The sequence below is a fragment of the Cellulomonas sp. FA1 genome (assembly GCF_000986825.1).
GTDB lineage: Bacteria > Actinomycetota > Actinomycetes > Actinomycetales > Cellulomonadaceae > Cellulomonas > Cellulomonas iranensis.
In genome coordinates this window covers 805438-830359 of sequence record NZ_LBMY01000001.1, presented here as the reverse complement: position 1 = coordinate 830359, position 24922 = coordinate 805438, and the positions used below count along the sequence as shown (strand labels likewise).

General features: G+C 75.3%; 23 protein-coding genes. 16 read left to right on the top strand and 7 right to left on the bottom strand.

The genetic code is table 11. From position 1 onward, the window contains the following. The first annotated feature begins 1 nt into the window (after position 1). Positions 2 to 604, top strand: a complete 603-nt coding sequence (mobA, locus tag GY42_RS03655; protein WP_046528293.1) for a molybdenum cofactor guanylyltransferase — start codon at positions 2 to 4, stop codon at positions 602 to 604. On the opposite strand, the gene GY42_RS03650 is transcribed toward mobA, so the two are convergent. The 3 genes from GY42_RS03650 to GY42_RS03640 are packed head-to-tail and all read right to left on the bottom strand — an operon-like array spanning position 576 to position 2667. Beyond that, on the bottom strand, positions 576 to 845 hold the full coding sequence (locus tag GY42_RS03650; protein ID WP_046528292.1) for a DUF6457 domain-containing protein: 270 nt from the start codon (positions 843 to 845) through the stop codon (positions 576 to 578). The two genes, mobA and GY42_RS03650, sit on opposite strands and share 29 nt — an antisense overlap. A 23-nt stretch (positions 846 to 868) precedes the next feature. Next, complete coding sequence (locus GY42_RS03645; RefSeq protein ID WP_046528291.1) at positions 869 to 1402, bottom strand: hypothetical protein; 534 nt, start codon at positions 1400 to 1402, stop codon at positions 869 to 871. After that, positions 1399 to 2667, bottom strand: a complete 1269-nt coding sequence (locus tag GY42_RS03640; protein ID WP_082131340.1) for a glycosyltransferase — start codon at positions 2665 to 2667, stop codon at positions 1399 to 1401. Before GY42_RS03640 ends, GY42_RS03645 begins: the two co-directional genes overlap by 4 nt. Before the next feature lie 204 nt (positions 2668 to 2871). Between GY42_RS03640 and GY42_RS03635 the strand changes: the two genes are divergently transcribed. The 5 genes from GY42_RS03635 to GY42_RS03615 all read left to right on the top strand — a co-directional run bounded on the left by GY42_RS03635 (position 2872) and on the right by GY42_RS03615 (position 10957). Further along, positions 2872 to 3678, top strand: coding sequence for a transglutaminase-like domain-containing protein (locus GY42_RS03635; RefSeq protein WP_046528290.1), 807 nt, complete (start codon positions 2872 to 2874; stop codon positions 3676 to 3678). 77 nt (positions 3679 to 3755) lie between these two features. Further along, complete coding sequence (gene glgX / locus GY42_RS03630) at positions 3756 to 5948, top strand: glycogen debranching protein GlgX (RefSeq protein WP_046528289.1); 2193 nt, start codon at positions 3756 to 3758, stop codon at positions 5946 to 5948. Next, positions 5945 to 8455 carry a malto-oligosyltrehalose synthase gene (gene treY, locus GY42_RS03625; protein WP_046528288.1) on the top strand — a complete coding sequence of 837 codons (2511 nt, stop codon included), beginning with the start codon at positions 5945 to 5947 and terminating at the stop codon, positions 8453 to 8455. The genes glgX and treY overlap by 4 nt, the downstream gene beginning before the upstream one ends. Before the next feature lie 83 nt (positions 8456 to 8538). Continuing rightward, complete coding sequence (gene treZ, locus GY42_RS03620) at positions 8539 to 10329, top strand: malto-oligosyltrehalose trehalohydrolase (protein WP_046530505.1); 1791 nt, start codon at positions 8539 to 8541, stop codon at positions 10327 to 10329. Positions 10330 to 10474: 145 nt separating this feature from the next. Next, a complete protein-coding gene (locus GY42_RS03615) occupies positions 10475 to 10957 on the top strand; it encodes a DUF1269 domain-containing protein (protein WP_236686704.1) in 483 nt (160 codons plus the stop codon). A 226-nt stretch (positions 10958 to 11183) separates the two neighbouring features. On the opposite strand, the gene zapE is transcribed toward GY42_RS03615, so the two are convergent. Beyond that, the gene (zapE, locus tag GY42_RS03610; protein ID WP_046528287.1) at positions 11184 to 12236 is read right to left on the bottom strand and encodes a cell division protein ZapE; all 1053 of its coding nucleotides are present in this window, start codon (positions 12234 to 12236) and stop codon (positions 11184 to 11186) included. A gap of 349 nt (positions 12237 to 12585) precedes the next feature. Between zapE and GY42_RS03605 the strand changes: the two genes are divergently transcribed. The 8 genes from GY42_RS03605 to GY42_RS03575 are packed head-to-tail and all read left to right on the top strand — an operon-like array spanning position 12586 to position 19989. Then, positions 12586 to 14256 (top strand): nitrite/sulfite reductase, encoded by a 1671-nt coding sequence (locus tag GY42_RS03605; RefSeq protein WP_046528286.1) that lies wholly within the window; start codon positions 12586 to 12588, stop codon positions 14254 to 14256. Then, positions 14253 to 14411, top strand: coding sequence for a hypothetical protein (locus GY42_RS19580; RefSeq protein WP_163274735.1), 159 nt, complete (start codon positions 14253 to 14255; stop codon positions 14409 to 14411). Before GY42_RS03605 ends, GY42_RS19580 begins: the two co-directional genes overlap by 4 nt. Further along, positions 14408 to 15121: a phosphoadenylyl-sulfate reductase gene (locus GY42_RS03600; protein ID WP_175578555.1), complete on the top strand. Its 714-nt coding sequence runs from the start codon at positions 14408 to 14410 to the stop codon at positions 15119 to 15121. The genes GY42_RS19580 and GY42_RS03600 overlap by 4 nt, the downstream gene beginning before the upstream one ends. Further along, entirely contained in the window at positions 15118 to 16050 is a 933-nt protein-coding gene (gene cysD, locus GY42_RS03595) for a sulfate adenylyltransferase subunit CysD (protein ID WP_046528285.1), read from the top strand. Before GY42_RS03600 ends, cysD begins: the two co-directional genes overlap by 4 nt. Then, the gene (locus GY42_RS03590; RefSeq protein WP_052748192.1) at positions 16050 to 17498 is read left to right on the top strand and encodes a sulfate adenylyltransferase subunit 1; all 1449 of its coding nucleotides are present in this window, start codon (positions 16050 to 16052) and stop codon (positions 17496 to 17498) included. The genes cysD and GY42_RS03590 overlap by 1 nt, the downstream gene beginning before the upstream one ends. Then, positions 17495 to 18694, top strand: coding sequence for a uroporphyrinogen-III C-methyltransferase (gene cobA, locus GY42_RS03585; protein ID WP_046528284.1), 1200 nt, complete (start codon positions 17495 to 17497; stop codon positions 18692 to 18694). Before GY42_RS03590 ends, cobA begins: the two co-directional genes overlap by 4 nt. A 9-nt stretch (positions 18695 to 18703) precedes the next feature. Beyond that, positions 18704 to 19507: a dihydrofolate reductase family protein gene (locus GY42_RS03580; RefSeq protein WP_052748191.1), complete on the top strand. Its 804-nt coding sequence runs from the start codon at positions 18704 to 18706 to the stop codon at positions 19505 to 19507. Beyond that, on the top strand, positions 19504 to 19989 hold the full coding sequence (locus tag GY42_RS03575) for a hypothetical protein (protein WP_046528283.1): 486 nt from the start codon (positions 19504 to 19506) through the stop codon (positions 19987 to 19989). The genes GY42_RS03580 and GY42_RS03575 overlap by 4 nt, the downstream gene beginning before the upstream one ends. A 67-nt stretch (positions 19990 to 20056) precedes the next feature. Here GY42_RS03575 and GY42_RS03570 read toward each other — a convergent pair whose 3' ends face one another. Genes GY42_RS03570 through gndA form a run of 3 tightly spaced genes read right to left on the bottom strand, consistent with a single transcriptional unit; the run spans position 20057 to position 23510 of the window. Continuing rightward, on the bottom strand, positions 20057 to 20806 hold the full coding sequence (locus GY42_RS03570) for an aspartate/glutamate racemase family protein (RefSeq protein ID WP_046528282.1): 750 nt from the start codon (positions 20804 to 20806) through the stop codon (positions 20057 to 20059). Continuing rightward, a complete protein-coding gene (locus GY42_RS03565) occupies positions 20803 to 22059 on the bottom strand; it encodes a carboxylate--amine ligase (RefSeq protein ID WP_046528281.1) in 1257 nt (418 codons plus the stop codon). The genes GY42_RS03570 and GY42_RS03565 overlap by 4 nt, the downstream gene beginning before the upstream one ends. Further along, complete coding sequence (gene gndA, locus GY42_RS03560) at positions 22056 to 23510, bottom strand: NADP-dependent phosphogluconate dehydrogenase (protein WP_046528280.1); 1455 nt, start codon at positions 23508 to 23510, stop codon at positions 22056 to 22058. Before gndA ends, GY42_RS03565 begins: the two co-directional genes overlap by 4 nt. Positions 23511 to 23680: 170 nt before the next feature. Between gndA and GY42_RS03555 the strand changes: the two genes are divergently transcribed. Continuing rightward, entirely contained in the window at positions 23681 to 24262 is a 582-nt protein-coding gene (locus GY42_RS03555; RefSeq protein WP_046528279.1) for a DUF3000 domain-containing protein, read from the top strand. A 46-nt stretch (positions 24263 to 24308) separates the two neighbouring features. Continuing rightward, positions 24309 to 24854, top strand: coding sequence for a helix-turn-helix transcriptional regulator (locus tag GY42_RS19985; protein ID WP_269082296.1), 546 nt, complete (start codon positions 24309 to 24311; stop codon positions 24852 to 24854). Positions 24855 to 24922 lie beyond the last annotated feature (68 nt).

The window sequence follows — 24922 nt, the reverse complement described above, 5'->3', positions numbered from 1 at the left end:
CGTGACCCTCGCGCCCGCCGTCGCCGTGGTGCTGACCGGCGGCACGGCGCGCCGCATGGGCGGCGTCGACAAGACCGCGCTCGACGTGGGGGGACGCCCCGTGCTCGACCGCCTCCTGCTCGCGCTGGGCGACGTGCCGGTCGTGGTGGTGGGCCCGCCGCGCGACGTCCCGCGCGGCGTGCTCTGGGCGCGCGAGGACCCGCCCGGCGGCGGGCCGTTCGCCGGCGTCGCCGCCGGGGTCGCGGTCGGTGCCGCCGCCCACCCGCGGGCACGGGTCGTGGTCGTCGTCGCGGGCGACCAGCCGTTCGCCGGGGACGTGGTGCCGTCCCTGCGCGACGCGCTGGAGCGCTCCGACGCCGACGCGGCCGTCGCGGCCGGACCCGACGGACGGCCGCAGCCGCTGCTGGCCGCCTACCGGCTCGCGGCCGTGCGCGACGTCCTCGCGGACGCGCCGGACGGCCGCCCCGCGCGGCACCTGCTCACCGGGCTGCGCACGGTCGTGGTGGCCGTCGACGAGCGCACGACGCTCGACGTCGACGACCCGGCCGACCTCGCGGCCGCGCGCGACGCGGCGCTCAGGCCGAGGTCGGCTCCCACGCCCTGACGAGGGCGTCGACCTGTGCGAGCCCGTCGCGCACCGCCGCGGCGGGGTCCTGCCCCTCGGCCGCGGCGCGGCCGGCGGCGAGCCCCACGAGGTACGCCGTCAGCGGTGCGCCGGGGCGCACGACCCCGTGCGCGACGTCCCTCACCATGTCGAGCACGTCGTCGGTCGTGGCGGACACGAGGTCCGGGTCCACGCCGAGCGCCGGCACCACGTCGTCCATCCACCGCTGCAGCGCGTCCATCGCGACCTCCGTCCGCGAGCAGCCTAGGCGTCGTCGGCCGACGTCCGCTCCCCCGCTGCCGCGAACGCGCGCTCGCGCGCCCGGGCCGCGATCGCCTCGACCGTGTCGGCCTGCTCGCGCGAGCGCGCCACCAGCGCGTCGAGCCGGTCGGCGTCCAGCCCGAGCACGTCGGCGTGCTCGCGCAGCGTGACCCAGCCCAGGCGCTTGCCCTCGAGGCCCGAGCGCAGGATCTCGAGCTCGAGCACGAGCGACAGCGGCGAGCGGCGGGTCCACCGGCCGTCGGGCTTGAGGCGAGCGACACGCTCGGCGAGCGCCGCACCGAGGTGCTTCCAGCGCGACATCGTGAACCCGAGGTCGCGCGCGGTCGCCTCGTGCACGTCGCGCTCCTCGCGCAGCTGGCGCGCGAGCTCGGCGAGCAGCGGGGCGTCGGCGCCCGCGTCGGGGTTGCGGCTCATGCGGGCGACCCGCGCGGACACCGCTGTCGCGCCGGTGACGTGGTCGTTGATGTAGGTGCGCACGAGCTCGAGGTCGATCGGCGCGTCGGCGTGCTCGGTCATGGTGGCCTCCAGGGGTGCACCACGATCCTGCGGGCCACGCGCGCGGGCCGCACGCGCAGGCCGCGAGCCCACACCCGGACGGGCGCGGGGTCAGACGTGCTCGGATGAGGGCGCGGGGGCGGCCCGGCCTGCTCGGCCTCGCGCTCGACCATGCGCGCGCGACGCGACGACGCACGCGGCCGGTAGACGATCCGCGAGTGGAACGTGAACCGCACGACGAACGCGACGACGAGCGTGATCGCGGTCGCGAGCACCGCGGCGACGTGCATCGTCTCGACCAGCACGGCCATGACCGGCATCCGCACGACCGTCTCGACGTTGTTGAACGTGAACGACTGACCGAAGCGGGCCCACGCGCCCTTGCCCTCGTCGCGCAGGTCGCGGAACACGAACCGCTCCTGCAGCAGGAAGTTCCCCACGATGGTCGCCTCGGCCGCCACGATCGCGGCGGGCAGCCACGTCATGCCGAGCGACGTCAGGAGCGCGACGATCGCGATGTTGGCGAGCGCGCCGAGGCCGCCGATGATCGCGAACCGCGACATGCGCCCGAAGCGCAGGCCCGCGAGCTGCCACAGGAAGTGCAGGCCCTGCGCGAGGTTCGCCTTGGACTCGCCCGCGTAGCGGGCGCCGAACACGAACGGCACCTCGACGACGCGCATCGGGTGGCGGGCGAGGATCTCCAGCAGGATCTTGAAGCCCCGCGGCCGCAGCGCGTCGACGTCGACCGCCGCGCGGCGGACCACGAAGAAGCCGGTCATCGGGTCGGAGCAGTCCCGCAGGCGCACCGGGAACATCGCGCGGGTCACCGCGGTCGACGTCGACGACACCGCCTGCCGCGCCGCGTTCGCCAGGCCGGCGCTCGAGCCCTCGCCGACGTACCGCGACGCCACGACCACGTCGACCTCGGGCTCGCGCGCGCGGGCGACCATCGTGGGGATGAGCTCGGGCGGGTGCTGCAGGTCGCCGTCCATGACCAGCACGTACGGCGCGTGCGAGGCCCGCAGGCCCTCGAGCACGGCGCCGCCCAGGCCCCCGGTCGGCACGTCGCGGTGGACGACCCGCACGGGCAGCTCGGCGCCGGGAGCGACCCGGCGCACCTCGTCGGCGGTGCCGTCCCGCGAGTCGTCGACGAACAGCAGCTCGGCGTCCAGGCCGCGGGTCGCGACGCCGACGCGCCGCACGAGCTCGGCGACGTTGGGTGCCTCGTTGAACGTCGGCACCACGACGGTCACCTGCGGGCCCGTCGGCTCGGGCGCTGCGGTCATGGCTGGGCCTCGCTCGTGGTCGCTGTCGTGTCCCGCGTCGCCGTCGGCGCGGTCGTGCCACGGTAGCCGACGGACCTGGGCGCGCACCGTGCGACGTCGGGACTAAACGCTTCACGTGAGGCCGCGCCGCGCACCGTCCCCGGCGGCCGACCGGGGACGCCGGCTCCGCGCGACAGCGCCGCGGGCTGCTGCCAGGCTGACCGCGTGCGACGCGACGTCTCGACCCACCTCGTCCTGGACGTGACCGCGTCCGCCCGGCTCGTCCTCGAGGTCGCCGCGGCGCACGCGGCGCCCGACGACGAGCACCTCGACGTCAGGTCGGACGGGCGCGCCGTCGACGTGCGCGAGGTGCGCGACGCGCACGGCACGCGGCTGCACGTGCTCGAGGCAGGACCCGGCGAGCTGGTCGTCACCTACCGGGCCACCGTCGCCGACCCGGCCACGCCCACGGGCGCCGGCTCGCCGCCGCAGGACGACGCCGACGCGCTGCTGTACCTGCGTCCGAGCCGGTACTGCGAGTCCGACGTGCTCGCGCCCACGGCGCGCGCCGAGTTCGCCGGGCTGGCGGGGGCCGACCTGCTCGCGGCGGTCGCGTCGTGGGTCGGCACGCGGCTGGCGTACGTGCCGGGGTCGAGCCTGCCCACCGACGGTGCCGTGCGCACCCTGCTGGCGCGACGTGGCGTGTGCCGGGACTACGCGCACCTCGTGGTCGCGCTGCTGCGCGCGCTCGACGTGCCCGCACGCGTCGCGTCGGCGTACGCGCCCGGGCTCGACCCGATGGACCTGCACGCGGTCGCCGAGGCGCTCGTCGACGGCCGGTGGTGCGTCGTGGACGCGACCACGCTCGCGCCGCGCGGCTCGCTCGTGCGCATCGCGACCGGCCGCGACGCGTCCGACACGGCGTTCCTGTCCGTGCACGGGGGCGTCGCCGCGCTGCGCACGCTCGAGGTGACGGCCGTCGCCGACGCGCTGCCGGATGATGACGTGCGGGACCTCGTCACGCTCGCCTGAACGCCCGTCCGCGTGCTGTGACCCCGCCCACACGCGCTCGATGAGCCGAGGTCGGACCCTGCTGGCACTCTGAGCCCATGCAGATCTGGCCCGGACGCCCCTACCCCCTCGGCGCCACGTACGACGGCACGGGGACCAACTTCGCCCTGTACTCCGGCGTCGCCGAGCGGGTCGAGCTGTGCCTGCTCGACGACGACGGCTCCGAGACGCGGATCGACCTGCCCGAGGTGGACGCGTTCGTCTGGCACGGCTACCTGCCGCAGATCGCGCCCGGCCAGCGCTACGGGTACCGCGTGCACGGCCCGTACGACCCCGCGCAGGGGCACCGCTGCGACCCGTCGAAGCTGCTGCTCGACCCGTACGCGAAGGCCATCGACGGCCAGATCGACGGCGACCCGTCGCTCTACTCGTACACGTTCGGCGACCCGGAGACGCGCAACGAGTCGGACTCCGCCGCGCACACCATGACGTCGGTCGTCGTGAACCCGTTCTTCGACTGGGGCCACGACCGCCCGCCGGGCCACCAGTACCACGAGACGATCCTGTACGAGGCGCACGTCAAGGGCCTGACGATGCAGCACCCGGCGGTGCCGGAGGAGCTGCGCGGCACGTACGCCGGGATCGCGCACCCCGCGGTGGTCGAGCACCTGGCGGACCTGGGCGTGACGGCGATCGAGCTCATGCCGGTGCACCAGTTCGTCAACGACCCCTCGCTGCAGGAGAAGGGGCTGTCGAACTACTGGGGCTACAACACCATCGGGTTCTTCGCGCCCCACAACGGCTACTCCTCCATGACCGGCGCGGGTCAGCAGGTGCAGGAGTTCAAGTCGATGGTCAAGGCGCTGCACGCGGCGAACATCGAGGTCATCCTCGACGTGGTCTACAACCACACCGCCGAGGGCAACCACATGGGCCCGACGCTGAGCTTCCGCGGGATCGACAACGCGGGCTACTACCGGCTGGTCGACGACGACCCGTCGCACTACTTCGACACCACGGGCACGGGCAACTCGCTGCTCATGCGCTCGCCCGCGGTGCTGCAGCTCATCATGGACTCGCTGCGGTACTGGGTCACCGAGATGCACGTCGACGGCTTCCGGTTCGACCTCGCCGCGACGCTCGCACGTCAGTTCCACGAGGTCGACCGCCTGTCGGCGTTCTTCGACCTCGTCCACCAGGACCCGGTCGTCTCCCAGGTGAAGCTCATCGCCGAGCCGTGGGACCTCGGCGAGGGCGGGTACCAGGTGGGCGGGTTCCCGCCGCTGTGGACCGAGTGGAACGGCAAGTACCGCGACACGGTGCGCGACTTCTGGCGCGGCGAGCCGTCGACGCTCGGCGAGTTCGCGAGCCGCCTGTCGGGCTCGTCGGACCTCTACGAGCACACCGGCCGCCGGCCCATCGCGAGCATCAACTTCGTCACGGCGCACGACGGCTTCACGCTGCGCGACCTCGTGTCGTACAACGACAAGCACAACGAGGCGAACGGCGAGGACAACCGCGACGGCGAGAGCCACAACCGGTCCTGGAACTGCGGCGTCGAGGGCCCGAGCGACGACCCCGAGGTCGAGCGGCTGCGCGCGCGCCAGCAGCGCAACTTCCTCGCGACGCTGCTGCTCTCGCAGGGCGTGCCGATGCTCGCGCACGGCGACGAGCTCGGCCGCACGCAGGGCGGCAACAACAACGGCTACTGCCAGGACAACCCGATCACGTGGGTGGACTGGGACCTGGACGACGCGCAGCAGTCGCTGCACGAGTTCACGCGCCGGGTCGTCCACCTGCGCCGCGACCACCCGGTGTTCCGGCAGCGCCGGTTCTTCGCCGGCGCCGCCGAGCACGGCGGCGAGTCCGACCTGCGCGACATCGCGTGGATGACGCCGTCGGGTGCGCACATGTCCGACGAGGCGTGGGGCTCCGACCACGCGTTCGCGGTCATGGTGTTCCTCAACGGCGACGCGATCGACGAGCCCGACGCGCGTGGCGAGGAGGTCGTCGACGACTCGTTCCTGCTGCTGTTCAACTCGCACTGGGAGAAGAAGCAGTTCCAGCTGCCCGGTGCGGAGTACGGCGCGGTGTGGACCGCGGTGCTCGACACCGACGGCCAGGTCAAGGCGGGGCGCGAGGTCCGGTCGCGCGGCCGCGTGACCCTCGCGCCGCGCTCGATGGTGCTGTTCACCCGGCCGCCGGAGCGCGAGCTGCCCGGGGCCTCGGGCAGCGGCGCGGCCGCGAGCGCGGGCCGCGAGGCGACGCGGATCGCCAAGGGGCAGGTGTGAGCGAGGACCGCGCGGTCCCCGAGCGTCGCACGGTGCGGCCGGGGCACCCGGTCCCGGTCTCGACGTACCGCGTGCAGCTCGGGGCCGACCTCACGTTCGACGACGTCGCGACGCGCGTGCCGTACTACGCGTCGCTCGGCGTCACGCACGTGTACCTGTCCCCCGTGCTGACGGCGGCCCCCGGGTCGACGCACGGGTACGACGTGGTCGACCACGACCGGGTGTCCGACGTGCTCGGCGGCGAGGACGGGCTGCGGCGGCTCGCCGCGGCGGCGCACGACGCGGGTCTGGGCCTCGTGCTCGACGTCGTGCCGAACCACATGGCCGTGCCCACCCCCGTGTGGCACAACCGCGCGCTGTGGTCCGTGCTGACCGACGGCCCCGACTCGCCGTACGCGGCGTGGTTCGACGTGGACTGGTCGGCGGGCGACGGCGCGGTGCTCATGCCCGTGCTGGGCGACCGCATCGGCGCCGTGATCGCGGCGGACGAGCTGCGGCTCGTCGAGGAGGACGTGCCCGGCGTGGGCCCGTCCACCGTGCTGCGCTACCACGACCACGTGTTCCCCGTCCGGGCGGGCACCGAGGCGCTGCCGCTGGCCGAGCTGGTCGAACGGCAGCACTACCGGCTCGCGTACTGGAAGGTCGCCGACGAGGAGCTGAACTACCGGCGGTTCTTCGACGTCGGGACGCTCGTCGCGGTGCGCGTCGAGGACCCGGACGTGTTCGACGCGACGCACGCGCTCACGCTGCGGCTGCTGCGCGAGGGCGTCGTGGACGGCCTGCGCATCGACCACCCCGACGGTCTGGCCGACCCCGCGGGGTACCTGGCGCGGCTGCGCGAGGCGACCGACGGCGCGTGGGTCGTGGTCGAGAAGATCCTCGCGGGCGAGGAGGAGCTGCCCGACGACTGGGCGACCGCCGGCACCACGGGGTACGAGGCGCTCTGGCGCGTGCAGCAGACGTTCGTCGACCCGGGCGGCGCGGCGCAGCTCGGCTCCGTCATGCACCGCCTGACGGGCGACGTGTCCGACGCGTTCGAGGAGGTCGAGGAGCAGGCCAAGCGCGAGATCGTCGACGGGCCGCTCTACGCCGAGGTGCACCGCCTGACCAACCTCGCGGCCGCGATCTGCCACGACGACCTGCGGCTGCGCGACCACACGTGGCGCGCGCTCGAGGACTGCCTGGTCGAGCTGCTCGTCGCGTTCGACCGGTACCGCGCGTACGTCGTGCCGGGCGAGCCGGTCGCCCCCACGTCGGCCGCGGTGCTCGCCGCCGCCGGTGCGCGCGCCCGCCGCCGGACGGGCCCCGAGCGCGAGGCCACCATGGACGTGCTGCTCGACCTGCTGGCCGGACGCGAGGCCGGCTCCGCGGGCCGGACGCGCGACCCGCGGCGCGACGAGCTCGTCGTGCGCTTCCAGCAGACCTGCGGCGCCGTCATGGCCAAGGGCGTCGAGGACACCGCGTTCTACCGCTGGACCCACCTGGTCGCGCTGTGCGAGGTCGGCGGCGAGCCCGCCCGGTTCGCGACGACGCCGACCGACCTCGCGGCGTGGGCGGCTCGCGCGCAGGCGACGGCACCGCTCGGCATGACGACGCTGTCGACGCACGACACCAAGCGCGGCGAGGACACCCGCGCGCGCCTGGGCGTGCTGTCGGAGCTGCCGCGCGAGTGGGCGGCGCTGGTCGAGGAGCTGCGCCGCGCGTCGGCCGGGTACCGCGGGACGCTGCTCGACGGGCGCACCGAGTACCTGCTGTGGCAGACCCTGGTGGGCACGTGGGCCGACGACGGCCCGATCGCCGAGGACCGCCTGGTCGAGTACCTCACCAAGGCGATCCGCGAGGCGAAGTCGCGCACGACCTGGACGGCGCCCGACGCGGCGTACGAGCGCGCGGTGCTCGACACGGCGCGCACCGCGCGCACCGACCCGGCCGTGCTCGCCCTGCTCGGCGACTGGGACGCCCGCACGCGCGAGGCCGTGCGTGCCGCGACCCTCGGCACCAAGCTCGTGCAGCTCACGCTGCCGGGGGTGGCCGACGTCTACCAGGGCACCGAGGTGCCGGGGCCGACGCTCGTCGACCCCGACAACCGGCGCCCGGTCGACGCCGACGCGCTCGCCGCGCGCCTCGCGCGGCTCGACGACGGCGCGGGTGCGCGCGGGCTCGCCGACGAGAAGATGCTCGTGACGTCGCGGGCCCTGCGCGTGCGACGGGACGTCGCCGACGCGTTCGTCGGGCCCGAGGCCGGGTTCGTCGCGCTGCCCCACTCCTCGGGCCACACCCTCACGTACGCGCGCACGGCCGCGGGGGCTCCGCGGGTCGTGGTGGTCGCGACCCGGCTCGCGGCGGCCGTCGAGCGGCTCGGCGGGTGGGCGGACCACACGGTCGCGCTACCCGAGGGCACGTGGCACGACGTCCTCAGCGACCGGGTGCTGCCCGGTGGCGTCCGCCCGGTCGCCGAGGTCCTCGAACGCCTGCCGGTCGCGCTGCTCGTGCACGAGGCCACCTGACGCGTGCCGTCGGCCGCGGCCGCCGGCACGCAGCACCGACCTGATCCGTCGTCCCGACGAGGCCCCGGGGGGACCACGTGCCACTGACTCCGCGCCTGTGGGCGCCGTACGCCGAGCGCGTCGAGCTCGTGCTGCCCGCGACGGGCGACCGCTCGGACCTGCACGCGCAGCACGACGGCTGGTGGGGCGCCGACGTCGCGCTGCCGCACGGCACGGACTACGCGTTCTCGCTCGACGGCGGGCCGCCGCGCCCCGACCCGCGCGGCACGTGGCTGCCCGACGGCGTGCACGGCGCGTCGCGCGTGTTCGACGTCGACCGGTTCGCGTGGACCGACGACGGGTGGAGCGGCGTCGACGTGCGCGGCGCCGTGACGTACGAGCTGCACGTCGGCACGTTCACGCCGCAGGGCACGCTCGCGGCGGCGGCGGACCGGCTCGAGCACCTCGTCGCGCTCGGGGTCGACGTCGTCGAGCTGCTGCCCGTCGCCGCGTTCAACGGACGGCACGGCTGGGGGTACGACGGCGTCGCGCTGTCGGCCGTGCACGAGCCGTACGGCGGACCGGCCGCGCTGCAGGCGTTCGTCGACGCGGCGCACGCACACGGGCTCGCGGTGTGCCTCGACGTGGTGCACAACCACCTCGGGCCGTCGGGCAACTACCTGCACGAGCTCGGCCCGTACTTCACCGACACGCACCAGACGCCCTGGGGCGACGCGATCAACCTCGACGGGCCCGGCTCGGAGCACGTGCGCCGGTGGATCTGCGACTCGGTGCTCGGGTGGGCGCGGGACTTCCACGTCGACGCGTTCCGGCTCGACGCCGTGCACGCGCTGCGCGACGACTCGCCGCGTCACCTGCTCGCGCAGCTCGCCGACGAGGTCGCGGAGCTGTCCGACGGCCTGGGACGCCCGCTGGGCCTGGTGGCCGAGTCCGACCTCAACGACGTCGTGAGCCTGCGTCCCACCGCCACGGGCGGCTGGGGCATGACCGGGCAGTGGGCCGACGACGTGCACCACGCCGTGCACGCGCTGGTCACCGGCGAGCGGCACGGGTACTACGTCGACTTCGGCACGCCGGACGCGCTGGTCACGGCGCTCACGCGCGTGTTCGTGCACGACGGGGGCCCCTCGACGTTCCGTGGCCGCCCGTGGGGCGCGCCCGTGCCCGCGGACGTCGACGGCCACCGGTTCGTCGTGTTCGACGCCAACCACGACCAGGTCGGCAACCGCGCGCTCGGCGACCGCCCCTCGGCGCGCCTCGACGCCGGCGGGCTCGCGGCGCAGGCCGCGCTCGTGCTGCTCTCCCCCTTCAGCCCGCTGCTGTTCATGGGCGAGGAGTGGGGCGCGACCACGCCGTGGCTGTTCTTCACCGACCACCCCGAGCCCGAGCTCGCGGCCGCCGTGCGCGAGGGCCGCACCCGCGAGTTCGGCGGGCACGGCTGGCAGGACCTGTACGGCGGCCCGGTCGACGTGCCCGACCCGCAGGACCCCGCGACGTTCGCGGCGAGCGTCCTCGACTGGGACGAGCCGACGCGCCCCGGGCACGCGCGGCTGCTCGAGTGGTACCGCGTGCTCGTCGCGCTGCGGCGCGCCGTGCCGGACCTCGGCTCGGGCGACCGCTCGCGCACGTTCGTCGACGTGCACCCCGCGCAGGGCGCCGACGACGGACCGTGGCAGGGGGTGCTCGTCGTGCACCGCGGCGCGGCGCGCGTCGTCGTCAACCTCGCGCACGTCGCCGCCGCCGTCCCGGTGCCGGTCGAGCGGCCCGTGCACGTCGTCGCCGACTGGGACGGCGGGGTCGTGCGGCCGCCCGCCGCGGCCGGCGACCCGCTCGTCGTGGAGGTGCCCGCGCGTGCCGTCGTCGTGCTCGCGTGATGCGCGCGTCGCGTCGACGCGGTCGGCGGATCACCCGGGGCGGGTGACGCGGCGCGGCCCTCGACGCGCCCACCCTGGGGTGACGGCCCCCGGCGACGTGCCGGGGGCGCGCGACGACGAGGAGACGACCGCGGCCACTCTCAGCGTGTGGAGGTTCGAGACCCCGGAGGGGGCTGAGCAGGCGGCGCAGGCGCTCCTGGAGCTGCAGAAGCAGGAGCTCGTCCAGGTGCAGGACGCCGCGACCGTCTCGTGGCAGCCCGACAAGAAGAAGCCGCGGACGCGCCAGGCGCACGACCTCGCGGCCGTCGGTGCGCTCGGGGGCACCTTCTGGGGTCTGCTGTTCGGCCTGCTGTTCTTCATGCCGCTCGTCGGTGTCGTGATCGGCGCCGCGGCAGGTGCGGTGGGCGGCGCGCTCACCGACGTCGGCATCGACGACGACTTCATCCGCTCGGTCCGCGAGAAGGTCACGCCGGGCACGTCGGCGCTGTTCCTGCTCGCGACCACGAGCGTGCCGGACCGCGTCGTGAGCGCGCTGCGCGAGCGCGGCATCCAGGGCGAGCTGCTGCAGACCAACCTGACGCACGAGGACGAGGCGCGGCTGCGGGAGGCGTTCCAGGAGAACGTCTGAGGCCGACGTGGCACGCCGGCGCACCGGCGTCGGGCGCGGTCAGAGCAGATAAGTGCCCGAGCAAACGCCGACGCTGGACGTGCGTCACGGATGACTGTCGAGAACATGCGTCCACGAGGGGCGCGTACTGGACCGTTGTCGCGCGACGGGCGGGTCGCGCCGAACGGGTGCCATTCCGCGCGCCGAGGAATCCTGGTCGCGGGACCTGCAGGTCCGTCAGGCGCGGCTACGGCGCCGCGGTCGTCGCGGCCCCCTGCACCGTGAGCGCCGCGAGCCGCGACAGCGCCCGGGCGTACTTCTTGCGGTAGCCGCCCGCGAGCATGGCGTCGGTGAACAGCTCCGCCCCGTCGCCGGCGAGCACGACCGGCACGTCGCGGTCGTAGAGCCGGTCGACCAGCACGACCAGCCGCAGCGCGACGTCCTGCCGGTCGACCTGGTGGACCCCGGTGAGCCCGACGAGGGGCACGCCGTCGAGCAGCGCGCCGTAGCGGCTCGGGTGCACGGTCGCGAGGTGGTCGAGCAGCGCGTCGAAGCCGTCGATCGTGGCACCCGGCCTCGCCGCGACCGCGGCGCGGACCGCGGCGTCGTCGAGGCGGGCGGCGTGCGTGCTGACGGTCCGGTGCCGGTGGTCGTCGCCGTCGATGCGCAGCACCTCGAAGCGTGCCGCGAGGGCCTGGATCTCGCGCAGGAAGTCCTCGGCGGCGAACCGCCCCTCGCCGAGCGCGCCGGGCAGCGTGTTGGACGTGGCGGCGAGCGCGACGCCACGGTCGGCGAGCTCGCGCAGCAGGCGCGACATGAGGACGGTGTCACCGGGGTCGTCGAGCTCGAACTCGTCGATGCAGACGAGCCGGTGCGCGGCGAGCGCGTCGACGGTCGCCGCGAACCCCAGCGCGCCGACGAGGTGGGTGAGCTCGACGAACGTGCCGTACACGGTGCGCTCGCGCCCGACCGCGTGCGCGAGCGACGCGAGCAGGTGGGTCTTGCCGACGCCGAACCCGCCGTCGAGGTAGACGGCCGGCGAGGCGGGGGCGGCCCCGCGCCGCCACCAGCGACCGGAGCGGGCGGGCGCGCGGAGCGCGTCCGCCACCTCGCGCAGCCGGTCCAGGGCGCGCTGCTGGGACGCGTGCGCGGGATCGGGCCGGTAGGTGGCGAAGGACTCGTGCGCGAAGTGCCGCGGCGGTGCGAGCTCGGCCAGCAGCCGGTCGGCGGGGACGCGGGGGTGGCGCGCGGTGAGCGACGGCGGCACGGCCGACGTCTCCGTGGGCTCGGCGGTCGTCACGAGGGTCGAGGATACGTCCCACGTCCGCGGCACCGCGTGCGGGACGGGGACGCGGGGCCGTCTCTCCGCCCCCTGGACGGCCGTCCACTCCTTGAGCACATGTCTCGCGATCCGGACACCTGCTGACTGGCCGTCATGACACGTGTCACCCTCGTCACGTGAACCTCCTCGGGACCGCCTGTGCGTGTCGGCGCTGTTGCGCCCCCACGGTCCCGTTCACGTGCTGTCCGCGGACCCGCTGACCCGCCCCGTCCCTCTCGGGCGCGTGTCCGCGCCCGAACCGTACGACCGCTGACGGTCGTGCGCGGACGCGTGATCACGTGCCCCGGCATCCCCGGAGGTGCGCCCCATGGCGCAGACCACGACCACCCCACGGCTCGCCGAGCCGGCCAAGCGCCCCGAGGGCCAGTGGGCGTTCGACCAGCGTGAGCCGCTCAACGCCAACGAGCGCCTCAAGCAGGAGGACGACGGCCTGCACGTGCGCCACCGCATCGAGACCGTCTACGCGCTCGAGGGCTTCGCCTCGATCCCGCCCGACGACCTGCGCGGCCGGATGCGCTGGTGGGGCCTGTACACCCAGCGCCGCCCCGGCATCGACGGCGGGCGCACGGCGACGCTCGAGCCGCACGAGCTCGACGACGAGTACTTCATGCTGCGCGTGCGCTGCGACGGCGGCACCCTCACGCTCGCGCAGCTGCGGACCGTGGCCGGGATCTCGCAGGAGTTCGGGCGCGACACCGCCGACATCACCGACCGGCAGAACGTCCAGCTGCACTGGATCCGGATCGAGGACGTCCCCGAGATCTGGCGACGCCTGGAGTCGGTCGGGCTGACCACGCAGGAGGCGTGCGGCGACGTGCCTCGCGTCATCCTCGGCTCGCCCGTCGCCGGGGTCGCGGCCGACGAGATCGTCGACGGCACGCCCGCCGTGACCGCGATCCGCGAGCGCTACATCGGCGACCCGGCGTTCTCGAACCTGCCGCGCAAGTTCAAGACCGCCATCAGCGGGTCGCCGCACCACGACGTCGCGCACGAGATCAACGACGTGGCGTTCGTGGGCGTCGTGCACCCCGAGCTCGGCCCCGGCTTCGACCTGTGGGTCGGCGGTGCGCTGTCGACCAACCCCATGCTCGGCAAGCGCCTCGGCGCGTTCGTCACGCTCGAGCGCGTGCCCGAGGTGTGGGCGGGCGTCGCCGGGATCTTCCGCGACTACGGCTACCGCCGGCTGCGCACGCGCGCCCGTCTGAAGTTCCTGCTCGCCGACTGGGGCACCGCGCTGTTCCGGCAGGTGCTCGAGACGGAGTACCTCGGGTACGCGCTGCCCGACGGCCCCGAGCCGCCGCCCCCGCCGACGGGCCGGCGCGACCACGTGGGCGTGCACCCGCAGAAGGACGGCCGGTTCTACGTGGGGGCGGCACCGACCGTGGGACGCGTCTCCGGCCCCGTCCTCACCGCGCTGGCCGACCTCGTCGAAGAGGCCGGGTCCGACCGTGTGCAGCTGACGACCGAGCAGAAGCTCGTCGTGCTCGACGTCGAGGCCGGCCGCGTGGACGCGCTCGTCGACGGGCTCGAGTCCCTGGGCCTGCACGTCCGGACCGCGTCGACGTTCCGGCGCGGGACGCTCGCGTGCACCGGCATCGAGTTCTGCAAGCTCGCGATCGTCGAGACCAAGGGCCGCGCGGCGGCGCTGATCGGCGAGCTCGAGGACCGGCTGCCGACGTTCGACCAGCCGATCACGATCAACCTCAACGGCTGCCCCAACTCGTGCGCGCGCATCCAGACCGCCGACATCGGGCTCAAGGGCGCGCTGGCGGACGGCGAGGAGGGCTACCAGGTGCACCTCGGCGGCGGGCTCGGCCTGACCAGCGGGCTGGGCAAGACGCTGCGCGGCCTGCGCGTGCCGGCCGCCGAGCTGCCCGACTACGTCGAGCGCGTCACGCGCCGGTTCGACGAGCAGCGCACCGAGGGCGAGCTGTTCGCGCAGTGGGTGCAGCGGGCGGACGAGGAGGACCTGCGATGAGCGCGAGCGACGCCGGGCAGCGCGCGGTGCCGTACTACTGCCCGTTCTGCGCGGGCGAGGACCTGTGGCCCGCGGGCGAGACGCACGGGCAGTGGGAGTGCCGCACGTGCGCGCGGGCGTTCGCGCTGCGCTTCGTCGGGCTGGTGGCGCGGTGAGCGCCCCGGTGGCCGCGGGCCTGGCGGCCGACGAGCTGCGCGCACTGGCCGAGCGCGCGGGCCGCGAGCTCGAGGGCGCCCACCCGGGCGACGTGCTGCGCTGGGCGCGGGACACGTTCGGCGACGACCTCGTGCTGGCGTCGTCGATGGGCGACGAGGTCCTCGTCGACCTCGCCGCCAAGGCCGCGCCGGGGATCGACGTGATCTTCCTCGACACGGGCTACCACTTCGCCGAGACGATCGGCACGCGCGACTACTACGCGGCCTTCACCGACGTGCGGCTGCGCACCGTGCTGCCGCTGCGGACCGTCGCCGAGCAGGACGCCGAGCACGGCCCGCGGCTGCACGACCGCGACCCGGACCTGTGCTGCGCGCTGCGCAAGGTCGAGCCGCTCGAGCGCGGCCTCGCACCGTACGCCGCGTGGATCACGGGCATGCGCCGCGAGGACGCGCCGACGCGCACCGACATCGCGGTCGTCGGGTGGGACGCGCGGCGCAGCAAGGTCAAGCTCAACCCGCTCGCCGCGTGGACCGCGGACGACGTCGACGCGTACGTCGCCGAGCACCACGTGGTGCTCAACCCGCTGCGCGAGCTGGGGTACGCGTCGATCGGGTGCGCGCCGTGCACGCGCGCGGTGGCACCGGGCGAGGACCCGCGCGCGGGGCGCTGGGCGGGCAGGAACAAGACGGAATGCGGGCTGCACACATGACGACCACCACCACCTCCCTGCCGGCCACGACGCCGGCCCGGCTCACGCAGCTCGACGCGCTCGAGTCCGAGGGCGTCCACGTGATGCGCGAGGTCGCGGGCGAGTTCGAGCGCCCCGTCCTGCTGTTCTCGGGCGGCAAGGACTCGATCGTCATGCTGCACCTCGCGCGCAAGGCGTTCTGGCCCGCGCCCGTGCCGTTCCCGGTCATGCACGTCGACACCGGGCACAACTTCCCCGAGGTCATCGAGTACCGCGACCGCACCGTCGCGGAGCTCGGCCTGCGGCTCGTGGTCGCGAGCGTGCAGGACGCGATCGACGACGGCCGGGTCGTGGAGCGGCCGGGCGGCTCGCGCAACCCGCTGCAGACCGTGCCGCTGCTCGACGCGATCACGGCGCACCGGTTCGACGCCGTGTTCGGCGGCGGGCGGCGCGACGAGGAGAAGGCGCGCGCCAAGGAGCGCGTGTTCTCGCTGCGCGACGAGTTCGGGCAGTGGGACCCGCGCCGGCAGCGCCCCGAGCTGTGGGACCTCTACAACGGCCGCCACGGGCCGGGCGAGCACGTGCGCGTCTTCCCGCTGTCGAACTGGACCGAGCTGGACGTGTGGCGGTACGTCGAGCGCGAGCGGATCGACCTGCCGTCGATCTACTACACGCACGAGCGGGACGTCTTCGCGCGCGACGGCATGTGGCTGACCGCGGGCGACTGGGGCGGGCCGCGCCCCGACGAGCCGGTCGAGCGGCGCCGCGTGCGGTACCGCACGGTCGGCGACATGAGCTGCACGGGTGCGGTCGACTCGACCGCGGCGACCGTCGCCGACGTCATCGCCGAGGTCGCCGCGAGCCGCCTCACCGAGCGCGGGGCCACCCGCGCGGACGACCGGGCCTCCGAGGCCGCCATGGAGGACCGCAAGCGCGAGGGGTACTTCTGATGGGCACGCACGCACCCGCCGACGTCCTCGACGCGCCGGCACCCGGCGTCGACGACGGGCACGCCCGCCGCGACCTGCTGCGCCTGGCGACCGCGGGGTCGGTCGACGACGGCAAGAGCACGCTCATCGGGAGGCTGCTCTACGACACCAAGTCGGTGCTGGCCGACCAGCTCTCCGCCGTCGAGCGCGCGACCGCGGCACGCGGCGGCGACGGCGGCGCGGTCGACCTCGCGCTGCTGACCGACGGCCTGCGCGCCGAGCGCGAGCAGGGCATCACGATCGACGTCGCGTACCGCTACTTCTCGACCGCGCGCCGCGCGTTCGTGCTGGCGGACACCCCGGGGCACGTGCAGTACACGCGCAACATGGTCACGGGCGCGTCGACGGCCGAGCTCGCGATCGTGCTGGTCGACGCGCGCAAGGGCGTCCTGGAGCAGACGCGTCGGCACGCCGCGCTCACGGCGCTGCTGGGCGTGCCGCACGTCGTGCTCGCGGTCAACAAGATGGACCTGGTCGGCTTCGACGCCGCGACGTTCCGGTCGATCGCGCGCGAGTTCGCCGACCACGCGCGCGTGCTCGGACTGCCCGAGGTGCACGCGGTGCCGTTGTCGGCGCTCGAGGGCGACAACGTCGTCGAGCGGTCGGCACGCACGCCCTGGTACGACGGCCCGACGCTGCTCGAGCTGCTCGAGGCGGTCCCGGTCGCGCGCGACGCGAGCACCGAGCCGCTGCGCCTGCCCGTGCAGTACGTGATCCGGCCGCGCACGCCCGAGCACGCCGACTACCGCGGGTACGCGGGCAAGGTCGCGTCGGGCGTCGTGCGCGTGGGCGACGCGGTCCGCGTGCTGCCGTCCGGGCGCACCAGCCGCGTGGTCGGCATCGACACGTTCGACGGCCCGCTGGCGGCGGCGGACGCCCCACGGTCGGTCACCGTGCGCCTCGCCGACGACGTCGACGTCGCGCGCGGCGACGTCCTGGTCCCCGCCGACGAGGCCGTGCCGACGGGTCAGGACCTGGTCGGCACGGTCTGCTGGCTCACGGAGCGCAGGTCGGTGCCGGGGGCCCGCGTGCTCGTGCGCATCGGGACCCGCACCGTGCGAGGGCTGCTGCGCGAGGTCGACGCGCGGCTCGACGTCGACACGCTGACCGTCGAGCAGTGGGACCCGGTCGACACCGTGCGCACGATCGACGCGACCGACACGTCGAGCGAGGCCGCGCCGCGCTCGCTCGGGCTGAACGCGATCGGGCGCGTGCGGCTGCGCCTGGCGGAGCCCGTCGTGCTCGACGACTACGCGACGCACCGGCGCACGGGAGGCTTCCTCCTCGTCGACCCGACGGACGGCTCGACCCTCGCGGCGGGCATGGTCGGACCGACCCTGCTGGACCGGCTGGCGCCCGTGCGCGCGGACGAGCGCGACGACGACTGGCTCGCGGGGGCCGGGATATGAGCCCGCGCCACCCGCTGCTGCTGGACGTCACCGGGCGGCTGGTCGTGGTCGTCGGCGGTGGTCCGGTCGCGGCCCGCCGCGTGCGCTCGCTGCTGACGGACGGCGGTGCGGTCCGCGTGGTGGCGCCCGCGCTGTGCGAGGACCTCGCGGACCTCGCGGCCGCCGGCGCCGTCACGTGGCTCGCGCGCGAGTACGCGCCCGGCGACCTGGACGGTGCGTGGCTCGTGCACACCGCGACCGGCGACCCGCGCACCGACGCGACCGTGTCGGCCGACGCCGAGGCCGCACGCACGTGGTGCGTCCGCGCCGACGACGCGGCGTCGTCGACCGCGTGGACCCCGGCGGTCGCACGCGCGGGCGACGTGACGGTCGCCGTGTCGGCGGGGGGCGACCCGCGCCGGGCGCTCGCGCTGCGCGCGGCCCTGCAGACCCTGCTGGACACGGGCGCGCTGCCCGTGCGCCGGCACCGCGCGGGCGCGGGTCACGTGGCGCTCGTCGGCGGCGGTCCCGGCGACCCGGGGCTCATCACGACCCGCGGACGCCGGGCGCTCGCCGAGGCCGACGTCGTGGTGGTCGACCGGCTCGCGCCGCGCGCGCTGCTCGACGAGCTCGAGCCGGGCGTCGAGGTCGTCGAGGCGGGCAAGGCGCCCCACGCGCACACGCTCACGCAGGACGAGATCAACCGGCTGCTCGTCGAGCGCGCGCGGGCCGGGCAGCGCGTCGTGCGGCTCAAGGGCGGCGACCCGTTCGTGCTCGGACGTGGTGGCGAGGAGCTCGCGGCGTGCCTCGCCGCCGGGGTGGACGTCGAGGTCGTGCCGGGCGTCACGAGCGCGATCGCGGTGCCGGGCGCCGCGGGCGTGCCGGTGACGCACCGGGACCTCGCGCGCCAGGTGACGGTCGTGTCGGCGCACGACGCCGACACCGACTGGGAGACGCTCGCGCGGCTGCGCGGCACGCTCGTGCTGCTCATGGGCGTCGGGCGGCTCGGTGAGCACATGGACCGGCTCGTCGGTCACGGCCTCGCGGCCACGACGCCGGTCGCGGTCGTGGAGGACGGCACGCTGCCGACGCAGCGCACGACGCTCGGCACGGCCGCGACGATCGCCGACCGCGCCCGGGAGGTCGGTGTGCGCAACCCCGCGGTCGTCGTCGTGGGCGACGTGGCCGCGCTCGCCGCGACGCTCGGCCGCTCGTAACCTGGCCGCGTGCCGGAGCCCACGCCCCCCGACGTCCCGCTCGACGTGCTCGTGCCCGTGACCGACCGGCGCACCCTCGCGCCCGTGCCGGGCGAGGCGGAGCTCGTCGCGCTGCTCGTGCGCGACGCGCCGCACGTGCGCGCCAACATGGTCGCGTCGGTCGACGGCGCCGCGACGGGCGGCGACGACCGCTCGGGCTCGCTCGGCACGCCCGCCGACGCGCGGGTGTTCGCGGTGCTGCGCGCGCTGGCCGACGTCGTCCTCGTCGGCGCCGGGACGGTGCGCGCCGAGGGCTACCGCGAGCTGCCGGTCGCGGACCACCTGCGCGCGGCCCGCACGGCGGCCGGCGTGCCGGAGGTCGTCGAGCTCGCGGTCGTGACGCGCCGCGGCGACGTGCCCGCGGACCTCGCGACCGGTGCGCGACCGCCCCTCGTCGTCACGGGCGCCGCCGGCGCCGCGCGCGCCCGCGACCTCGTGGGGCCCGACCGCGCGCTCGTCGTGCCGGGCCACGACGACCCCGACTCCCCCGACCTGCCCGCGGCCGTCGCGGCGCTGCGGGCCCGCGGCCTGACACGCGTGCTCGCCGAGGGCGGTCCGGGCCTGCTGGGCGACCTGCTCGCGGCCGACGTCGTCGACGAGCTGTGCCTGACCACGTCGCCGACGCTCGTCGCCGGGCCCGCTCCGCGCGTCGTGCACGGCGCACCCTGGCTCGCGCCGCCGCGCCCCGCGCACCTGCGGCTCGTGCTCCACGCGCCGGACGGCACGCTGCTGACCTGCTGGGACCTGCGCGCGGCCGTAGGCTCGGGGGCGTGACCGACACCATCCTCGTCCTCGCCGAGGACACGCTCGCCGCCTCCGACGTCCAGCACATCGTCGACCTGCACGCCGACGAGACCCTGGCCTACCGCGTGCTCGTGCCCGCCGACACCGACCGCCCGCTCGTGCCGTGGATCATCGACGCGCTGAGCATGGGCGAGCTCAAGGAGGCGTGGGAGCGCGCGACCGGCCACGAGCCGAGCCGCACGCAGGCGCGCCAGACCGCGGCCGAGCAGGTCGAGGGCAGCGTCGCGGAGTTCGTCGCCGCGGGCCGCGAGGCGACCGGCGAGATCACCGAGGACGACCCGCTGCCCGCGCTGCGCGGCGCGGTCGCCGGCGGCGGCGTGCGCGAGGTCGTCGTCGTGACGTACCCGCACATGGTCGAGGACACGTTCCACACCGACTGGGCGTCCCGCGCGCGCGACGAGCTGCACGTGCCCGTGCTGCACCTGTACTCGGGCACGAGCGAGCTGGGCTGACCCCGGGCGACGTACCCGGCCGGGCCCCGAGGTCGACCGCCGGTCGGCGCGGCGGGCAGCCCGCGCGTCAGCGCAGCGGGTAGCCCGCGCGCTCGACCGTGCGGCGAGCGAGCACGTCGAGCGAGTCGACGTACCGCGCGTCGGCGAGCAGGTCGTGCTCCGCGGCGACCACGGACAGCTCGGTGCAGCCGAGCACCACGACGTCCGCGCCGCGGGCCCCGAGCCGGTCGGCCACGGCGTGCAGCGCCGCGACGTCGGCCGGCCGTCCGGCCTTCACCTGGTCGTAGATGATGCCCATGACGACGTCCTGGTCGGCGTCGTCCGGCACGACGGGCTCGAGCCCGCGGGCCTCGAGCGCACGCTGGTAGACGCGTGCGGCGAGCGTGCCGCTCGTGGCGAGCACCCCGACGCGGGCGGTGCCCGGGCGGGCGGCGACCTCGTCGGCCGTCTCGTCGACGATGCTCAGCACGGGCACGTCCACGGCGGCCGCGACCTCGTCCGTGAAGTGGTGCGCGGTGTTGCACGGGACGACGACGAAACCGACGCCCAGCCGCTCCAGGCGGCGCGCGTCGGCCGCCATCACCGGGCCGGGGTCCTCGTCGGACCGCCCGAGGATGTACGCGGTGCGGTCCGGGATCGAGGAGTGCTGCAGCACGACGAGGTCGACGTGGTCCTGGTCGCGGTCGGCCGCGGTGTGCCGCACGACCAGGTCGAGGAAGCACACGGTCGCCGCGGGGCCGACGCCGCCGATGACGCCGACCTCGACCCGTCCGGCGGCCCCCGCGGGGGCCGCCGGGTCGTGCGGGGCCGGGCTCACGCGTCGCCCGTCGGGTAGTACCGGCGGTACTTGCGCACCTGGTTGGCCTGCGCGACCGCGAGGTACGCGAGGCGCCGCGGGTCGGTCTCGGCGCGGTACCACAGCGGGTTCGTCACCCGCCGGGCCCGGCCGAGCGCACGCGTGCGGGCGCGCAGCGCCGGGTCGGCCACGTACCGGCGCAGCAGCCACCGCGGCAGCACCGTGTACAGGTGCGGCTCGGTGAGGTGGTCGACGGCGCCGTCGGGCAGCGGGTCGAGCCCCTGCACGTGCTCGCGCACGTACAGCTCGGCGGTGTTGCGCCCGCCGGCGGTGATGTAGAAGTTCGACCGCCCGAGTCGCGGGTTGAGCTCGAAGAACACGGTGCGACCGTCGCGCGGGTCGTGCTTGAGGTCGAAGTTCGCGTACCCGGTCCAGCCCAGGTGCTCCAGGAGCCGCGTGGCCTGCGCGACGATCTGCTCGTCGTGACCGGTGATGATGCCGGCGGGGTTGCCCAGCGCACCGGGCGTGTGCTCCTCGAGCAGCACGTGCCCGAACGCGGAGAACCGCACCTTCCCGCTCGCGTCCGAGTAGCACGTGAGGATCCGCATGCCCGAGTCGTCCCCTGGGATGAGGTCCTGCACGACGAAGCTGCCCTGGTACCCCGAGGCCTGCACGCGTCCCAGCAGCTCCGCGAGCTCGGCCGGCGTGTCGACCGTGAAGACCTTCTTCTTCCCCGGGAACTCGACCAGGTGGTAGGCGGCGGTGTCCGCGGCCTTCGCGATCACCGGGAACCGCAGGCCCGACGTGTCGGGCGTGCCGCCGCCCTGCACGTCGTGCACGACCGTCGCGGGGTGGTCGATGCCGAGCTCGGCGCACAGCTCGCCGAACAGCACCTTGTCGGTCACGCGGTCGAGCGTCGCGACGTCCACGTACGGGATCGTGTACAGGTCCTCGAGCTCGGCACGGTTCTCGACGATCGTCCGGACCAGCCAGTCGGCGCTGCCGAGCAGCACGAGGTGCCGGTCGGCGAACCGCGCCGCGACGTCGCGCAGCCGACGCACGACCGTCGGGCCGTCGTCGATGCCGGGCTCGACGACGTTCTCGAGGATCCTCGAGTGCCGCACGAGCCCGGTCGACACGGTCGACACGACGACGGAGCGCACGCCGTACGCCTCGTGGAACGTCCGCGCGAGGCTGTACGCGCCGACGTCGCCGCCGAGGATCACGGGCTGGAGCCGGGCGACGGGCACCTGGGCCCCCGTGCGGCGGCTCACCAGGTCTGCTCGGAGCGGTCGCCCGACCAGTCCGTGTGGAACGTGCCCTCGCGGTCGGTGCGGCGGTAGGTGTGCGCGCCGAAGAAGTCGCGCTGCGCCTGGATGAGGTTCGCCGGCAGGCGCTCGGCCCGCACGCCGTCGTAGTAGGCGAGCGACGACGAGAACGCCGGCGTCGGCACGCCGTGCGCGGCCGCGGCCGACACGACGCGCCGCCACGCGGCCACGCCGTTGGCGACGGCGGCCGTGAAGTACGGGTCGGCCAGCAGCAGCGGCAGGTGCGCGTCACGCTCGTACGCCTGCGTGATGCGGTCGAGGAACTTGGCGCGGATGATGCAGCCGCCGCGCCAGATGCGCGCCATCGCGCCGCGGTCGATGTCCCACCCGAACTGCTCGCTGGCCGCGGCGATCTGGTCGAAGCCCTGCGAGTACGCGACGACCTTCGACGCGTACAGCGCGAGGCGCACGTCCTCGATGAACGCACCGGCGTCGGGGACGTTCCACGCGAGCGTGTCGGCCGGGAGCACGCCGCGCGCCGCGGCACGCTGCGGCGCCGAGCCGGACAGCGCACGCGCGAAGGTCGCCTCGGCGATGCCCGTGATCGGCACGCCCAGGTCGAGCGCGTTCTGCACGGTCCAGCGTCCGGTGCCCTTCTGCTCGGCGGCGTCGGCGACGACGTCGACGAACGGCCGTCCCGTCGCGGCGTCGGTGTGCGCCAGGACCTCGGCGGTCACCTCGATGAGGAACGACTCGAGGTCGCCCGTGTTCCACGCCGCGAAGACCTCGCCGATCTCCGGCGCCGACGCGCCCAGGCCGCTGCGCAGCAGGTCGTACGCCTCGGCGATGAGCTGCATGTCGGCGTACTCGATGCCGTTGTGCACCATCTTGACGAAGTGGCCGGCGCCGTCGGGGCCCACGTGGGTGCAGCACGGCACGCCGTCGACCTTCGCCGAGATCTTCTCGAGGATCGGGCCGAGCGACGCGTACGACTCGGCGGTGCCGCCGGGCATGATCGACGGACCGTTGAGCGCACCCTCCTCGCCGCCCGAGACGCCCGTCCCGACGAAGTGCAGGCCCTTGGCGCGCAGCGCGGCCTCGCGGCGGACCGTGTCGGGGAAGTGCGCGTTGCCGGCGTCGACGACGATGTCGCCCTCCTCGAGCAGCGGCACTAGCTCGTCGATGACGGCGTCGGTCGGCGCGCCGGCCTGCACCATGACGACGACCTTGCGCGGGCGCTCGAGCGACGCGACGAAGTCCGCCATCGACTCCGAGGGCACGAACGTGCCGTCGGCGCCGTGCTCGGCGACGAGCGACTGCGTGCGCGCGTACGTGCGGTTGTGCACCGCGACCGTGAAGCCGTTCCGCGCGAAGTTCCGTGCCAGGTTGCGGCCCATGACGGCCAACCCGGTGACACCGATCTGCGCGGTGCCGACCGCCGACGACGGGACAGACATCAGGTGCGCTCCTTCATGCCGGGGGGCACGGCGCGTGCGGCGCCCCGGCCGCTGCGGCCGGGCGCGCGCCGCGCACGTGCGGGTGCGACGACGAGCCTAGACCGCCCGGACGTCACCTCCCCCGGCGTGCCGGGGACCGAGACGGCGCGGCCCGCCCGTACGCTCGCCGCGTGACCCCCGCCGGACCCGAGGACGTCCCTGCCGAGTTCGTCCGGGCGCTGCGCTCGCTGCGCGGCGTGCCCGTGCGACCCGAGGTGGTGCTCGACGAGGTGCCCGGGCCCGCGCGGATCGCGCCGTTCACGGCCGCGCTGACCGCCGACGTGCGCACCGCGCGACGGTCCGTCGCGGCCGAGGACCTCGCGTCGGGACGCTTCGTCGTGCTCTACGACCCCGAGGGGCAGGAGGCCTGGGAGGGCTCGTTCCGGCTCGTGACGCTCGTGCGCGCGACGCTCGAGCCCGAGGTCGGCGCGGACCCGCTGCTCGCCGAGGTCGCGTGGTCGTGGTTCACCGAGTCGCTCACCGCGGCGGGCGTCGAGCCGCACGCCGCGGGCGGCACCGTGACGCGCGTGCTGTCCCAGAGCTTCGGCGCGCTCGAGCGCCGCGACGAGCAGACCGAGCTCGAGATCCGCGCGTCGTGGACCGCGTGGGACGAGCACCTCGCGCCGCACCTGACGGCCTGGACGACGCTGCTGTGCACGGCCGCGGGCCTGCCGCCGCTGCCCGACGGGGTCGTCGCGCTGCCGCGCCGCTGACGCGGTTCTCCCTCAAGTGGACGGGCCTTCCTGCCGATGGTCTGGCGTGACCATCGAGCCCCTCCGCCGCGACGCCCGTGAACTGCAGGCCCGCCGCGCGACCGCTCTCACCGGCGTGCCCACGTCGCGGCGCGTGCCGCCGTCGACGCCCGCGCGCAACCCGATGTGCGTCGTGGTCACGCAGATCGCCGACGGCGAGGGCGGCACGCTCGTGCGCACGCTGCAGCGCCGCGGCGCCCACCGCGTGGTCGTGCTCGCGCGCCACGCGGGTCGCGGGGAGCTCTCCGCGCTGCTCACGGGCGGGCTGCGCGGGGGTGTCGCGTCGACGACCGAGCCCGCGGCGGCGCCGGTCCGCCCCGCGCCGCCGACGCCGGCGCCCGTGCCCGCCGCTCCCACCGCGGAGCTGAGCGCGCGCGAGCTCAGCGTCCTGGCGCGCGTGGCCGAGGGCAACACGAACCGGCGCATCGGCGAGGAGCTCGGCCTGTCCGCGCTCACGGTCAAGAGCCACCTCGCGCGCATCTCCCGCAAGCTGGGCACGGGCGACCGCGCCGAGCTCGTGGCCATCGCGATCCGCACGGGCCTGATCGACTGACCCCGGTGCGGCCGCGCGCGTGACGAGCACGACGCGCGACGCGCGCGCGGCCTGCGCGGACGCACCGC